The following is a 16,216-nucleotide window of genomic DNA, read 5'->3' as shown; positions in this document are numbered from 1 at the left end:
GTCATGAAAAGATATATCAAATCTATAATCATTGTCCTAGTATTATCCGGTATGTTCAACTGTAGCAACGACCTGGATGAAGTTGTGTATTCCAAAGTAACCCAACAAAGTTATAAATATACGACGGATGATTTTGGCCCTGTTATTGCTAACATTTACAGATATCTCAGACATTTCCCCGATCACTGGGGTTATTTTACTGCCCAGGAGATAACAGCTGATTGTATTGTTCTCGCACCAAATGCTTCGGGTTGGGATGATGGAGGTGTCTATCGCCGAATGCATTATCATACATGGAACTCCCAACAAGACCACGTGAAAAATATGTGGAATCAATTTTACAGAGGTGCTTTAATTTGTAATAATATCATTCATCAGATTGAAAGTGAAGCATTACCGTCTCCTTCCTCTCAGGAAAAAGAAGCCGGGTTGGCTGAAGTAAGGGCGATGAGAGCATTTTATTACTGGCTGATATTGGATAATTATGGAGATGCCCCTTTAGTTACCGGGATAGAAACTGATCTCCCGGCTAAAACTCCCCGCAAAGAAATCTTTGATTTCGTGGTAAAAGAACTCAATGAAGTAATTCCTATGCTATCTGAAGAGGTAGGTGGAAATTACTACGGTAGAATGACAAAATGGGCTGCCAAAGCGACACTGGCAAATATATACCTGAATGGTGAAGTATATAGTGGACAGGTATACTGGAATGAATGTCTTGCTCAGTGTAATGATATTATCAATAGCCAGAAATTTATATTGTCTCCCAACTTTAAAGATCCGTTCCGTGCCACAGGCGTGGAGACCAATAAAGAGGTGATTTTCACAATCCCGTTCGACCGTGATTTTGGTGGTGGAAATTATATCCACATGTTCTCCTGGCATGGTGAACTGAAAAAAAAGTTCGTGATAGAAGCTACTCCGTGGGGAAGTGGTGCTGCAATGGGATTAACACAATTCATCAATACCTATGATGTGGACGATAGCCGTCTGACAGACACATGGTTGATGGGACCTCAATACGATGCCAACGGAGAACAACTCAAAGGAACCTACGATAAACAAGGAGAACCTTTTGTGTATACAAAAGAAGTACCAAGCGCAAGCTATACCAGCGAAATGGAAGGCTACCGTATGAATAAATTTGAAGTTGCCGAAGGCAGTACTCACAATAGTACAACAGACATTCCCGTCTTTCGGTACACTCATGTATTATTAATGAAAGCCGAATGCCTACTTCGTACAAATCAGGCAGGCGCAGGTGAACTGGTTACCCAGGTAAGGCAAAGGGCCTTTAAGGATAACCCGACGAAGGCAACGGTTACCGATGAACAATTGAAACAAAACTCTGCCTATCAATACGGATATGTAGAAAATTATCAGATTGTAGATCCGGGTAACCAGGATCCCATCCAGTTCGGAAGATTACTCGATGAATATGCCTGGGAACTCGTCTGGGAAATGCATCGTAGAAGAGATTTGATCCGCTTTGGAATATATACTAAAAAAAGCTGGTTATCACACAAACCCCAGGGGGACTACCGCACTGTATTCCCGATTCCTGACGGTATTATAAATGCGAATCCGAATCTGGAACAAAACCCTAACTACAAATAATTTTTGATGTCATGAAACGTTATTTGTTATTACTCATATCCTGTGCAGCCCTTTTGGGCTGCCAGGAATCTCAAAAGATAAAAGAACAGCCATTCAAAATGATCGAACAGGTTGATTTTTCGAATGTGCAGATTACAGATGACTTCTGGGCTCCCCGGTTAGAGAAACATGCTACTACTACCCTAGCTGTGTGTATCGATCAAATCGAGAATCAGACAGGACGTATTCGTAATTTTGAGAATGTGGCGAAAAAACAAGGAGAACACTCAGGGATCTATTTCGATGACTCTGATGTATACAAAGCTCTGGAAGGTATTGCTTATTCATTAATTAATAACCCCGATCCGGCACTCGAAGCAAAAGCAGATGAATGGATCGACAAGTTTGCGGCTGCACAGGAGCCGGATGGATATATAAATACCTATTACTCTCTGACCGGATTGGATAAACGCTGGCAAAATATGTGGATGCACGAAATGTATTGTGCGGGACATCTGATAGAGGCCGCTGTCGCCTATTACCAGGCTACGGGGAAGAGGAAACTGCTGGATGTATCTATCCGCATGACGGAACATATGATGGATATCTTCGGGCCAGGAAAACGGCATTGGGTTACCGGACATGAAGAGGTTGAACTGGCGCTGGTAAGACTGTATAATGTTACCGGCGATGAACGTTACCTTGACTTCTCAAATTGGTTAATCGAAGAACGTGGTCATGGGCACGGACGGGGTAAGGACGATAATGACTGGAACCCGGAGTATTGCCAGGATGATAAACCTGTGCGGGAAATGACAGATATAGCCGGCCATGCTGTCCGTGCAATGTACCTGTATTGTGGAATGGCTGATGTAGCGGCTTTAAAAAATGATACAGGATATATTCAAGCTTTAGATCGCTTATGGAATGATGTCGTTTTTCGTAAGATGTACGTTACCGGAGGAATCGGTTCTTCCCGCCACAATGAAGGATTTACTGAACCTTATGACCTTCCTAACTACGATGCGTATTGTGAGACCTGTGCTTCTGTCGGTATGGTCTATTGGAATTCTCGAATGAATCAATTCACTGGTGATAGTAAATATATAGATGTGCTGGAACGTTCAATGTATAATGGAGCCTTAGCCGGAATCTCTCTGGAAGGCGACCGTTTCTTCTATGTAAATCCATTGGCTTCCCGGGGTAATCATCATCGCCAGGAGTGGTATGGTTGTGCTTGCTGTCCGAGCCAGATTTCAAGGTTTCTCCCTTCTATCGGGAATTATCTATATGGGCTTTCCAATGAAGCTATATGGGTAAATCTTTACATTGGAGGTGAAACAGTGCTAGATATTGATAAAAATAAGTTAACGATTGTTCAGGAAACCAATTATCCATGGGAAGGCGATATTTCATTAACAATAAAATCCGTATCTTCACCGATTGAGAAAGAAGTACGTTTGCGTATACCCGATTGGTGCAAATCCTATTCATTAGCGATCAACGGACAAACGCAGATATCTCCTGTAACAGAAAAAGGATATGCTGTTATAAAGAACAAGTGGAACACAGGTGACAAGATCTCGCTTTCTTTTGAAATGCCGGTTGAGATTATTGCTGCTGATCCGCAAGTGAAAGAGAATGTAGGGAAGCGAGCCGTTCAAAGAGGCCCGTTAGTGTATTGCATGGAAGAAACCGACAATACAAATTCTTTTGAAAAAGCTTTTCTCACCCCAAATACTACATTTTCGACGGTTTATAATCCTTCACTCTTACATGGAGTAGTTTCCATTACAGCCTCTACCCCGGGAAAGGACATCACTTTAATCCCTTACTATGCATGGGATAACCGGGAAGCAGGAGAAATGAAAGTTTGGATTAATTATAAAGAATAACAGACATTTACATCATGAAAATTAAGCAGTTATTAATTGTGACGCTCACAATTTTATCTCTTTCATTACCGGTAGTACAAGGACAAGAGATATTAACCCCAATACCATTTAATGAAGTTACGTTAGAAGATAATTTCTGGCTTCCTCGCTTGCATACGCAAAAAGAGGTATTGGTTCCTTTTGCTCTTGATAAAACCAAACCAGCGGTTGAGAACTTACAAAGGACAGCCAATTTCCTGAAAGGTATTCCGGATGAATTACCTTTTCCTCACCGGTTTGTTTCTTCCGATTTGTATAAGGTAATGGAAGGGGCTGCTTATTTATTGAAACTGGAACGCGATCCTGAATTGGAAAAGGAGATGGACCGGATTATACACATTATCTCCGAAGCACAACAGGAAGACGGTTATAACTACGAATCCCATATTACGGGAGTAGCTACACACGATGTGAACGGTATGGGGGAAAGACCTTACTCTTATGTAGTGCATAGCCATGAGTTGTATAATATGGGGCATATGTATGAAGGAGCTATTGCCTACTACCAGGCTACCGGTAAAGACAAATGGTTACGTGTAGCGGAAGCCAATGCCCGCCATATTAACAAAGTATTCTTTGAAGGTGATCCCAACTATAACGACGGTAAACCTGTCAATCAGGCGCCCGGACATCAGGAGATCGAACTGGCACTGGTAAAACTTTTCCGGGTAACCGGCGACAGCCTCTATCTGGATATGGCGAAGAAGTTTATCGATATCCGGGGCGTTACCTATCGCCCGGAAGGAGAGGGCACCATGTCTCCCGAATATGCCCAGCAACATCTGCCGGTAAGGGAACAGACCAAAGCGGTAGGCCATGCCGTACGCGCCACGTACCTTTATTCCGGAATGGCGGATGTAAGTGTGTACACCCAGGATCGGAGTCTGCGACCGGCATTGGATAGTATCTGGCATAATATCGTAGATACCCGGATGCATATTACCGGAGGTTTGGGAGCAGTACATGGTATTGAAGGATTCGGCCCGGAATATGACCTGCCCAATAAAGAAGCCTTTGACGAAACTTGTGCAGCGGTGGGAAATGTTTTTTTCAATCACCGGATGTTCCTGATGGAAAAAGACGGCAAGTATATGGATGTAGCTGAAGTGGCCCTGCTAAATAACGTATTGGCAGGTGTCAATCTCGAAGGCAATCGTTTTTTCTATCTCAATCCTTTGGAAGCCGATGGCATCAAACCCTTCAATCACGGAATGCGGGGGCGTTCGCCCTGGTTCGGGACAGCTTGTTGTCCTTCCAACCTGGCACGACTGATTCCTCAGGTTCCGGGTTTAATATACGCAACCACTCAGAATGAAATCTATTGTTCTTTTTATGCGGGAAGCACAACAACCCTTACATTAGAAAAGGGTAACGTTCACCTGAAACAGACCACGGAATATCCGTTCAGCGAAACAATCCGATGGGAAGTAACACCAGAGAAAGAGGGACAGCCCTTCACCATGCACCTGAGGATACCTACCTGGACAGGTAACCAGTTTGTACCCGGAGAGCTATACTCATATATAAATGCTGCACCTTCCGGCTGGACCGTCAAAGTGAACGGTAAAGAAACAAAAGCCGATTTGAGAAAAGGCTTTGCCATCATCGACCGGACATGGAAAAAAGGAGATGTCGTAGAATTGACGCTACCTATGCCATTGCGCTACTCCAAAGCAATCAAACGGGTAGAGGCCAACAAAGGACGTATTTGCCTCACCCGTGGCCCGTTGGTGTATGCTGCCGAGGGAGTGGATAATAACGACCGTTTGCCGAATGTATTTATTACCGACATGTCCGGCCTCTTCAATATCTCAACTTATTCGGACGGATTGATGAATAGAATTCCAAAAATAGAAGTCCCTGCATGGGAAAAAAAACCGGCAGGAAATAAAGAGATCAGCCTGGTGCTTTTGCCTTATTATGCCTGGAATAACCGGAACGATGGAAGCATGATGGTCTGGTTCCCTGAATCGGATACTGTTCAACCTTATGTCGACCGTTATATGGCAACTCACGGTAAATACAAGGCATTAGAAGCTTCTTATACCCATAGGGGTGATAATCTGGTAGCGGTGGCCGACAATGACGTTCCTTCGTCTTCTTCCGACCGGGAGGCGTATCGCTGGACCAGTTGGGGAGAACAGGGAAAAGACCAGTGGATCGTGATCACACTGGATAAACCTACCAATATACAAAGCGTTTCTGTCTTTTGGTTCGATGATGGGAGGGGAACTAAGGTTCCACAGGAGTGGTCCTTAGAGTACGAATACCAAGGGATATGGGAAACATTCCCCCTGTATCTGACGGATGCTTATAATGTTTTTAAGGATCAGTTCAATATGGTTCATCCGGGACGCCAGGTCATTGCCGACAAAATACGGTTATTGCTGAAACCCCAACCGGAATGTGCGGTAGGCATTTTTGAAATAAATATTGAAGAAATAAAGTAAACCAATGAAACATAATATATTAGCATTACTGCTATTGATACTTCCATCAATAGCAGAAGCACAGTTATTATCTAAAGACCAATATAAGCATTATATTGATAGGTTTAATGAAAACGATTATGAACTCTATCGTTTAGGGAAATATACAAATGAGAAGGCCTGGGACTTCCTTGCGGAAAATATACCTTTCTTCAATTGCCCGGATAAACAATTGGAAGAAACTTATTACTTCCGTTGGTGGACTTATCGTAAACATATCCGAAAGACTCCGGAAGGTTATATTATTACGGAGTTCCTTCCCGATGTAAGCTGGGCCGGGCTATATAACTCAATCTGCTGTCCGGCCGCGCATCATTTTATGGAAGGTCGTTGGCTGAAAGATCCAAAATACCTGAAAGATTATGCCCGTTTCTGGTTTAACGGGAAATCAAGCCCCCGTGCTTATTCTTTCTGGTCTGCCGATGCAATTGCCAATTTCTGTAAAGTTCATCCGGATGATCCTTTATTAGAAGAACTATTCCCTTTGTTGGAAAAGAACTATGAAGCTTGGGAAAAAGATAAATTGCATGAGAACGGCCTGTTCTGGCAATATGATAACCGTGACGGGATGGAAGTTTCTATTTCAGGTTCGTATGCTGAACCTTACGGACACGGATACCGGGCGACAATCAACAGTTATATGTATGCCGATGCACGTGCTTTGGAAAGACTGGCTAAAAAAATGGGTGAATCGCAAAAAGAAACCCTTTACCGACAAAAAGCAGAAAAGATCAAACAGAATATCAATACCCGTTTATGGGACTCTAATGCAGAATTTTTTAAAGTAATTCCTTTGGGAAGGAATATGAGTTTTTCCGATATAAGGGAACAACACGGTTTTACACCGTGGTATTTCAATATACCTCCTGATTCCTATTCGGTTGCCTGGAAATACTTAATGGATACAAACCATTTCTTTGCTCCTTATGGTATTACCACAGCCGAACAATGTCATCCAAAGTTTATCATTGCTTATGAAGGGCATGAATGCCGTTGGGATGGCCCGGTATGGCCTTTCTCTACCTCGGTTACACTAACAGCATTGGCTAATTTACTGAATAACTATAAGCAAGAATATATATCAAAGAGAGATTACTGGACATTACTTTCGCAGTATAGCCATTCACACCGTATCCATTTTGATAGCAGCAAGTCAGTTCCCTGGATCGATGAGAATATTAACCCATATACCGGAGACTGGATTTCGCGTACCCGGCTAAAGAATGACTTCGAAACTTCCTGGCCAAAAAACAAAGGAGGGGAAGAGAGGGGTAAAGATTACAACCACTCAACCTTTAATGACTTGATTATTACCGGTCTGATCGGCGTACGCCCTTCGGATGACAATATCCTGACCATTAATCCTTTAATACCGGATCAAACATGGGAGTACTTCTGTCTTGATGATCTTCTCTACAAAGGAAAGAAAATATCTATCTGTTACGACCGGACTGGAAAATATTATAATTTGGGAAGTGGCTTTTTCATTTTTATCGACGGAAAAAGAGTCCACCATTCCGACAATCTCGCCAAAGTAATTATTAATTTAGAAAGCATTTGATTTTCAAACAATAATAATTTTCACATTGATATAGTACTATCATATCACATAAACTTTAAATAGAAATATGAAAAAGATCGGATTAGCATTTCTTTCTTTATTCACTGTGGCGGCAATGACCACAGCAGCATCCCCTCCGGGGAAAAACCTGAGCGGCAATTACCGGAATAACCGTGCTCCTTTGTTGACAAAGCCTTATATGGAACTACCCATTGGCAATATCAAACCTTCCGGTTGGCTGGAAGAGCAACTCAATCGTATGGCAACCGGAATGACAGGACACATGGATACTATTTACGAACAGGTCATGGGATCACGCAACGGGTGGCTCGGAGGAGACGGTGATGTATGGGAACGCGGCCCTTACTGGATCGACGGACTACTTCCTCTGGCTTATATTCTGGAAGATAAAACACTGATCGACAAGGTACAACCCTGGATCGAATGGACGCTGGCCTCACAAAAACCGAACGGCTATTTCGGGCCGGATACCGATCGTCCGCATGAACACGGACTCCAAAGGAATAATTCACAGGATTGGTGGCCTAAGATGGTCATGCTAAAGGTAATGCAGCAATATTATTCCGCAACCCGCGACCAACGGGTCATTCCGTTTATGACCAATTACTTCAGGTATCAGTTGCAGGAACTACCCAAAACTCCACTCGGACACTGGACTTTTTGGGGACAACAACGCGGAGGGGATAACCTGATGATCGTTTATTGGCTCTACAATATCACCGGCGATAAATTCCTCCTGGAACTGGGAGAACTCATTCATAAACAAACCCTGGACTGGACCGATATCTTTCTCCATCAGGATCACCTGAAACGCCAGCATAGCCTTCACTGCGTGAATCTGGCACAGGGTTTTAAGGAGCCGGTGATCTATTACCAGCAGAATAAAGAACCCAAACAGATACAAGCCGTAAAAAAAGCCGTAAAAGACATGCGTACTACTATTGCTTTTCCTACCGGCTTATGGGCAGGTGACGAGTTGCTCCGCTTTGGCAACCCGAATCTGGGTTCGGAATTATGTACCGCTGTAGAAATGATGTTCTCGCTGGAAAAAATGCTTGAGATCACCGGTGATGTCCAGTGGGCCGACCATCTGGAACGGGTCACTTTTAATGCCTTGCCGACCCAGATTACGGATGATTTCTCTGCCCGTCAGTATTATCATCAGATCAATCAGATAGCTGTCAGCCGCGAATGGCGGGATTTTGTAACTCCTCACGAAGATACGGATAACCTTCACGGTATCCTCTGCGGCTATCCCTGTTGTACCTCCAACCTCCATCAGGGCTGGCCGAAATTCCTGCAGAATCTATGGTATGCTACAGCCGACAACGGTATTGCGGCATTAGTGTATGCCCCTTCCAAGGTAAAAGCCAGGGTAGCGAACGGTACGGAGGTATATATTACCGAAGAAACTGCCTATCCGTTTGAAGAAGCCATCCATTTCAATATCTCCTTTACAGACAGAAATGTAAAGAAAGCCTTTTTCCCATTTCATTTGCGCATACCGTCATGGTGCAAAGAACCGGTTGTCCGCCTCAATAGTGAGGTAATCTCGGTCGACGCTTATCAGGGGGAAATTTTGCGTATTAACCGGGAATGGCAACAGGGTGATAAACTAACCCTCGAACTTCCGATGCATCTCGAAGCCACGTATTGGTTTGATGGGGCTGCAGTAATTGAGCGCGGACCACTGGTCTATGCTTTGAAAATGGAGGAAAACTGGGAAAAGAACAAAATGGAGCCTGAAAAAGTGCGTGAATTCGGAGAATGGTATTACGAGGTAACTTCCAATAGCCCCTGGAATTTTGCCCTCAGCAGTCGTCAACTCCGCCCGGAGGTTATTAATGAACACTTCAAAGTGGAGAAAACGCCTATAGTTGCCAACTATCCCTGGACATTGGAAAGTGCTCCGATCACTATCAAAGCGAAAGGTCGCCCGATTCCTACCTGGAAAGAATACAGAGGTTCAGCCGGTTCCGTTCCCTATTTCACCCAGCAAGGCCCCGACACCACCGAAGAGGTGGAAATCGAATTGATTCCGTTTGGCTGTACGACCCTTAGGATTACGGAGTTTCCAGTCAGAAATTATTAAATAGTAACGTTTTGCGTATAAAAACAATTTCCACCAATCAGATAGGAGAAAACACCCGAATCTGCTAAATATCTGATGTATTACCAGACAGATGTTACATGCATATTTCAATATTTCCGGAAAATATTATTTTGAATATACAAAAAACAACTATATTTACACCCTATAAATAGCACAGCATATTTACCTCAGCCTGGCACAAACAGGCTGAGGGAGTTTTCGAAACGTGAAATACGTAAATGATGTTTAACTTATAAAAAAGAATTATGGAAATTGTATTGTCAAAAAGAAATGGAACCCTGTTGACTTTTGCCTTATTGGCAACGGTTGTGTTGTTGTCATGCAACAATAAACAGAAGGATGGACAGAAAACAGAAGAAGTGAAGATAGAAGTCGCCACTTCAGAGGGAACGAAAGATTTCACGATTTATTCGTACGAGCAAAAAGAAGAAGCTGTTCGTGAAGCCAATGACGAACTCGACAAATTGAACCGGCAAATAGATGAACTTAAGGCCGATGCCAATGCCAAAGGCGATGAATTATCGACCGATGCCAAAGCTGAATATGAAAAGGCCATTGCCGATCTCGAAAAAACAAGAGACAGTTACAAGGAGGAAGTGGAAAAATTGCAGAACAGTACTCAGGAAAGCTGGGAGCAGACAAAAAAAGACATCAACAGCAAGTATGAAGACGTGAAAACAAGCGTGGAACGCGGATGGAAAAATTTGAAAAAAGATGTAAATGAGACAGTGAAAGAAGCGGAAAAAGTGCTTCAATAAATTTGTCAACGTGATTTATACATATGGAGGAGGCAGCGATTGCCTCCTTTTTTATAAAAACACAATACCGGAATACTACTGGTGAATTTCAACAGGATCTAGATAGGATAATTCCGGAGATATTGTATCTTCAAATCTTCTTAAAGCCCTGATCTGCGTATGAGTACACCTATGATTATTACCATTTCAGTACTGTTTGTTACGGCGGCTTTGTTTGTATGGGGAAAAATCCGTGCGGATATTGTTGCCCTTTGTTCTTTGCTTGTGTTGGTACTGACGAATGTCATTACAACGAATGAGGCGCTGGCGGGTTTCTCCAATCCGATTGTGATCATGATCCCCGCCCTGTTTATCATAGGAGGGGCCATATCCCAGACCGGCCTGGCAGGTTCCCTCAGCAATACCCTGCTTAAGCTGGCCGGCAATAGTTCTTATAAACTGTTTATTCTGGTAATACTGGTAACAACGCTGATCGGATCGTTTTTAAGCAATACCGGCACAGTTGCCATGCTGATGCCTATTGTGGTAAGCCTGGCTGTAAAAACCCGTTCGAACGTGCGGCGGTTACTCATGCCGATGGCTTATGCCAGCAGTATCGGTGGAATGATGACGTTGATCGGAACCGCCCCTACATTGGTCATACACAACGCATTAATAGAGGCAGGGTATCCGGGCCTGGAATTTTTCACCATACTTCCCGCGGGCATGATCCTGTTGGTGACCGGTATTCTGTTGCTATGGCCTTTGACTAAAGTACTCGAAAAGAAAGGGGACAAAGAGGCCGGAGAAAGAAAATCCGTCGTGAAATCCCCCGATCAGCTTGCATCGGCATACCAGGTGATCGATAACCTGTACCGGCTAAAAATCCCTGCAAACTCGCCTGTCATCCACAAGAGGCTTTCGGATCTCGATATTACGAAACGCTATGAAGTGGTCATTGCAGAGATCCATGCATGGTCTTATACTCCCCTTACCCGGAATATTACCGTACGCCTCCCTGAAGCCACAACGGTTCTGTTGCAGGATGAAGCGCTTTACGTGATAGGGGAGTATGAAGATGTTCTCAGGTTTGCAGAGGAAAACGGATTGAAATTTATGGATGAGATGGGCACCGGAGAGGTGCAAAAGCCAAAGTTTGCCGGAAGATTCAAGTTTGATGAGATCGGTATGGCGGAAGTGGTAATCCTTGCCAACTCCCATCTGCACAACCGGGCCGTCAAGGATTCGGGATTCCGCCGGAATTACAATGTAAATATCCTGGCCATACAACGAAAGGACCAGTATATCATTCATGATGTAATGGACGTGAAAATGCAGGCGGGAGACATGCTTCTGGTTCAGGGAACATGGGAAGATATTGACAGGCTGAGCCGGTTGGAAACGGATGTGGTAGTCATCGGACAGCCGGATTATGAAGCTTCGAAGATCACGTTGAGTCATAAAGCCCCCATTGCCGCAGCTACGCTTGTGCTTATGGTCCTGTCGATGGTCTTTAACTGGCTCCCGCCGGTCATAGCCGTTATGCTGGCCGCTGTAACTATGATCCTTGCAAAATGTTTCCGGACAGTAAAAGATGCGTATCGTACCGTTAGCTGGGAAAGCGTCATTCTGTTCGCCAGTATGATGTCCCTCGCCGTTGCCATGGAGAAAACAGGTACGTCTGCCGTAGTTACCAACGGCATTGTCGACACATTGGGCACTTACGGCCCGTATATGGTACTTGCCGGAATTTTAACGGCAACCTCCTTCCTTACCATGTTCATCAACAATACGGCAACAGCTATCCTGTTTGCTCCCATTGCCTTACAGGCGTCCGCTTCATTGGGCGTGAGTCCTTACCCGTTCCTTATCGGGGTAACGATAGCGGCAAGCATGTGCCTGGCGAGCCCGTTTTCCACACCCCCGAACGCAATGGTCATGTCGGCGGGAAAATACAATTTCATGGATTATGTAAAGGTAGGATTGCCTTTACAGGTGATTTATATCATTATCATGATTTTTGCATTGCCACTGATTTTTCCCTTTTAACCGGTGGAATTTCCAACATTTCCCCACTATCTGACGAATACCTATAAAGAACACGGACAACCAAGCGAGTCATCCGTATTCTTCAATCTGTATTTATACATATTGATTCGGGGAGGAGATCGCAATCTTAAGCCAGGGTGATCTCATTGTCGAGATAAACATCCTGGATAGCATGGATCAGTTCCACACCATCTTTCATTGGTTTCTGGAAAGCTTTACGACCGGCGATAAGCCCTATTCCTCCGGCACGTTTGTTCACTACCGCGGTATAAACCGCTTCTGCAAGATCACTCTCGCCACGTGATTCCCCGCCTGAGTTGATCAGTCCTATCCGTCCCATATAGCCGTTGATCACCTGATACCGGCAAAGGTCTATCGGGTGCTCGGAACTCAATTGGTCGTACATGCCGGGATTCGTCTTCCCGAAGCCAATAGCGGAGAAGCCTCCATTATTGGTCGGCAGCTTCTGCTTGATGATATCAGCCTTGATCGTCACACCGAGATGATCGGCCTGACCGGTGAGGTCGGCTGCACTATGATAATCCACTCCCTCTTTCTTAAAAGCGTTATTACGGAGATAACACCACAAAATAGTGCCCATCCCCAACTCATGTGCATATTCAAATGCTTCCGCCACTTCCACAATCTGACGGCGGCTCTCTTCCGATCCGAAATAAATAGTAGCCCCTACCGCGGCGGCACCTAAATTCCAGGCCTCCCTGACAGTTCCGAAAAGGATCTGGTTATAGGAGTTCGGATAAGTCAACAGTTCGTTATGATTGAGTTTGACAACGAAAGGGATCTTATGGGCATATTTTCTCGCTACGGAAGCTAATACTCCGAAAGTAGACGCTACGGCATTACAATCGGCTTCGAGCGCCAACTTCACAATATTTTCCGGATCGAAGTAAAGAGGATTGGGCGCAAAAGAAGCGCCGGCCGTATGTTCTATTCCCTGATCGACAGGTAATATGGACAAGTAGCCGGTATTGGCCAGACGTCCGTGTCCGAACAGACGTTGCAGATTATTCAGGGTCGGAATATTCCTGTCGGAATCAATCCATAGCCTTTCAATAACATCCGGTCCGGTAGGATGAATCATTGACTTCTCAACGGTTTTACTCACATGGTTCAGGAGATAATCACTTTGGTCTCCCAGCAGCTGTATTATAGTAGAATGTGCCATAATATGAATGAATTAATTGTGGATAATAATCTAATATATGTCAAACAAATGGTAGCGTGATTGGTTCGCTTTTTTACTTTTGTTATCACACTACTACCGACAACATATTATGGAGCACATCGGTAAAAATAAATAGTTACGTTTAATGAAAGCCGATGTCCGTTAATCTTAGCTGAAAATGTAAATCTAATTTAAAAAGAACTATTATCTTTGTGCCATATCGTAATAAATATACCACTTAAGAAACAAGCATGAGAATCATATGAAACGAGCATGATAATTGTTCATACCCAAGAAACATGAATTACGAAGTAATCGACGTAGTCAATATTGCGAGTTGCCTCCGGATATTACTTTTAAATGAAGTCGGCGATTTCGCTTCGCTCAATTGTCATACACCATAATAAAAAAATAAAATAATCGTATGAAACCATTATCAATAAAAAGGATATTATTCTTCACCCTATTTTCAGTCACCACGATCACTCTCTTCTCTCAGGAAAAGCCGCGTTTGATTGTGCGTTCTGATGACATGGGAGCGTTCCACTCTGTGAATGTTGCATGTATTGAGGCATATAAAAAGGGTATTCAGACCGTTGTCGAGGTTATGCCTGTCACTGCATGGTTCCCGGAAGCAGCCCGTATGCTGAACGAAAATCAAGGTATTGATGTCGGCATACATCTGGCCATTACCAGTGAATGGGAAAACATTAAATGGCGTCCGTTAACTTATTGTCCAAGCCTGACAGATGAGAACGGCTATTTTTACCCCATGATAAACCCACATAAGGCTTATCCCGGTCAGGCCATTCTTGAAAATAAATGGGATATAGATGAGATAGAAAAAGAATTCAGGGCACAAATAGAGCTGACGCTAAAAAATATACCCCAGGCAAGCCATCTTTCCGGACACATGGGCGCTTTGCGCTTTGACCCAAAAGTACTTGAATTGGCTCACAAGTTAGCCCGGGAATATAATCTGACATTTGTTGAGAGCGACGATTTAAGACAGAAATACAATACCACTTCTGTCTGGTATGACGGTTCTAATGAAACGGATAAAAAGGAAGCAGGTTTTGTCAGTATGCTGAACAAACTGGAAGCGGGAAAGAATTATATATTCGTTGATCATCCGGCATTGGATAACGATGAAATGAAAACCGTCGGACATATTGGTTATGAATGGGTGGCAGAAGACCGTCAGGGAGTCACAGACATATTAACCAGTGAAAAAGTTAAACAAACGATCAAAGAAAAAGGGATAGAACTGATCACTTATAATGATCTCACGAAAGCACTTCCCCGCAGTACTCCGGAAGCAGAAAAGGTTTCGGCAAAAGGTATCCGGAATTATCTGGATGCTGTAAAGAAAAGCGGGCAGGATTTACATAGCATTATGATTCTCAGGAATGGAAAAGTTGTTGCAGAACATTGGTTAGGAGAGCATGCAGCCAATAAACCCCATATAATGAACTCCGTAAGCAAGACCTATACAGCCACAGCCATAGGTTTTGCTGTCTCGGAAGGCAAACTCAATGTGACTGACAAGGTAATATCATTCTTCCCTGACAAGTTGCCTTCCGATATAAGCCAAAATTTAAAAGATCTGGAAATAAAGCATCTATTGACAATGTCCGTAGGGCATGATCCCAATGCTGTAAGAGAAAAAACACGGAATAATGACGACTGGGTTGAAGCATTTCTGGCTGAACCCATTACAGAGAAGCCGGGAACACAATTCAGCTATAACAGTTTAGCCACCTATATGCTTTCAGCCATAATACAAAAGGTGACAGGTGAGAAACTGATCGATTATCTGTATCCCCGTTTATTCCGTCCATTAGGAATAGTAGGAGCTATATGGGATGAATGTCCGCAAGGAGTGAATATCGGAGGATGGGGACTATATGTCAAAACCGAAGATATGGCAAAGCTTGGTCAGTTTTTCTTACAGAAAGGGAAATGGAATGGAGTGCAACTGCTTCCCGAATCATGGATCGACGAAGCCACTACTTCACATATAGCATCCCTTCCTGCAGGCGTAAAAAAAGAAGATCTGAAAATAAAACCGGATGAGAGTGACTGGCTTCAGGGATATGGCTATCAAATGTGGCGTTGCCGGCATAAAGGCTATCGTGCTGATGGGGCAAACGGACAATTTATTGTTGTACTTCCTGAAAAAGAAGCTGTTATTGTCACAACAGCCAATATTGGCGATATGCAGGCAGAACTTAATCTTATATGGGAATATCTATTACCTGCAATAAAATAGTAAACTTTCCCGACTGATTGTTGAATAACATGCACTTGAGAACAAGTCTCCGATGAAAAACGTTTTGATTATGCCATATGTTGATACGTACCCGTTGACGTATTTTCTATGGCCAAGGACACAAAGGGCAAGGACTTACAAACAAATTTCGATTGCATAATACTATCTTTGCCGCGAGAGGTACTTTTGATTTTGATAGTGTAGACCTTATGGAAGACTATCAGGTTGTGAGTGAATGGATGATTGAGATAAATGAAC

At 43.6% G+C, this 16,216-nt stretch carries 9 protein-coding genes; 8 read left to right on the top strand and 1 reads right to left on the bottom strand.

Annotated elements, in window-relative coordinates:
* Positions 1-3: 3 nt before the first annotated feature.
* From F597_RS0109375 to F597_RS0109340, 7 genes are all read left to right on the top strand, one after another.
* Positions 4-1,617 (top strand): RagB/SusD family nutrient uptake outer membrane protein, encoded by a 1,614-nt coding sequence (locus tag F597_RS0109375; protein WP_026327318.1) that lies wholly within the window; start codon positions 4-6, stop codon positions 1,615-1,617.
* Positions 1,618-1,628: 11 nt separating this feature from the next.
* Positions 1,629-3,491 (top strand): glycoside hydrolase family 127 protein, encoded by a 1,863-nt coding sequence (locus tag F597_RS0109370; RefSeq protein ID WP_019539476.1) that lies wholly within the window; start codon positions 1,629-1,631, stop codon positions 3,489-3,491.
* A 14-nt stretch (positions 3,492-3,505) separates the two neighbouring features.
* Entirely contained in the window at positions 3,506-5,980 is a 2,475-nt protein-coding gene (locus tag F597_RS0109365; RefSeq protein ID WP_019539475.1) for a glycoside hydrolase family 127 protein, read from the top strand.
* Positions 5,981-5,984: 4 nt separating this feature from the next.
* Complete coding sequence (locus F597_RS0109360; RefSeq protein WP_019539474.1) at positions 5,985-7,580, top strand: MGH1-like glycoside hydrolase domain-containing protein; 1,596 nt, start codon at positions 5,985-5,987, stop codon at positions 7,578-7,580.
* A gap of 67 nt (positions 7,581-7,647) precedes the next feature.
* Positions 7,648-9,693 carry a beta-L-arabinofuranosidase domain-containing protein gene (locus F597_RS0109355; protein WP_019539473.1) on the top strand — a complete coding sequence of 682 codons (2,046 nt, stop codon included), beginning with the start codon at positions 7,648-7,650 and terminating at the stop codon, positions 9,691-9,693.
* 266 nt (positions 9,694-9,959) lie between these two features.
* The gene (locus tag F597_RS21605) at positions 9,960-10,472 is read left to right on the top strand and encodes a sll1863 family stress response protein (protein ID WP_019539472.1); all 513 of its coding nucleotides are present in this window, start codon (positions 9,960-9,962) and stop codon (positions 10,470-10,472) included.
* A 171-nt stretch (positions 10,473-10,643) separates the two neighbouring features.
* Positions 10,644-12,500, top strand: a complete 1,857-nt coding sequence (locus F597_RS0109340) for an SLC13 family permease (RefSeq protein WP_026327317.1) — start codon at positions 10,644-10,646, stop codon at positions 12,498-12,500.
* 127 nt (positions 12,501-12,627) lie between these two features.
* On the opposite strand, the gene F597_RS0109335 is transcribed toward F597_RS0109340, so the two are convergent.
* The gene (locus F597_RS0109335) at positions 12,628-13,686 is read right to left on the bottom strand and encodes a class I fructose-bisphosphate aldolase (protein WP_019539469.1); all 1,059 of its coding nucleotides are present in this window, start codon (positions 13,684-13,686) and stop codon (positions 12,628-12,630) included.
* A gap of 424 nt (positions 13,687-14,110) precedes the next feature.
* On the opposite strand from F597_RS0109335, the gene F597_RS0109330 reads away from it, so the two are divergent.
* A complete protein-coding gene (locus F597_RS0109330; RefSeq protein WP_026327316.1) occupies positions 14,111-15,958 on the top strand; it encodes a serine hydrolase in 1,848 nt (615 codons plus the stop codon).
* The last annotated feature ends 258 nt before the right edge of the window (positions 15,959-16,216 follow it).

It is taken from the genome of Proteiniphilum acetatigenes DSM 18083, assembly GCF_000380985.1.
Taxonomy (GTDB): domain Bacteria; phylum Bacteroidota; class Bacteroidia; order Bacteroidales; family Dysgonomonadaceae; genus Proteiniphilum; species Proteiniphilum acetatigenes.
The sequence above is the reverse complement of the archived record's forward strand: the minus strand, read 5'-3'. Positions and strand labels throughout refer to the sequence as shown.

What these genes read in the sequence shown, in the direction of transcription:
- F597_RS0109375 (WP_026327318.1), top strand. Translation starts at nt 4, where the DNA reads ATGAAAAGATATATCAAATCTATAATCATTGTCCTAGTATTATCCGGT.
- F597_RS0109370 (WP_019539476.1), top strand. Translation starts at nt 1,629, where the DNA reads ATGAAACGTTATTTGTTATTACTCATATCCTGTGCAGCCCTTTTGGGC.
- F597_RS0109365 (WP_019539475.1), top strand. Translation starts at nt 3,506, where the DNA reads ATGAAAATTAAGCAGTTATTAATTGTGACGCTCACAATTTTATCTCTT.
- F597_RS0109360 (WP_019539474.1), top strand. Translation starts at nt 5,985, where the DNA reads ATGAAACATAATATATTAGCATTACTGCTATTGATACTTCCATCAATA.
- F597_RS0109355 (WP_019539473.1), top strand. Translation starts at nt 7,648, where the DNA reads ATGAAAAAGATCGGATTAGCATTTCTTTCTTTATTCACTGTGGCGGCA.
- F597_RS21605 (WP_019539472.1), top strand. Translation starts at nt 9,960, where the DNA reads ATGGAAATTGTATTGTCAAAAAGAAATGGAACCCTGTTGACTTTTGCC.
- F597_RS0109340 (WP_026327317.1), top strand. Translation starts at nt 10,644, where the DNA reads ATGATTATTACCATTTCAGTACTGTTTGTTACGGCGGCTTTGTTTGTA.
- F597_RS0109335 (WP_019539469.1), bottom strand. Translation starts at nt 13,686, where the DNA reads ATGGCACATTCTACTATAATACAGCTGCTGGGAGACCAAAGTGATTAT.
- F597_RS0109330 (WP_026327316.1), top strand. Translation starts at nt 14,111, where the DNA reads ATGAAACCATTATCAATAAAAAGGATATTATTCTTCACCCTATTTTCA.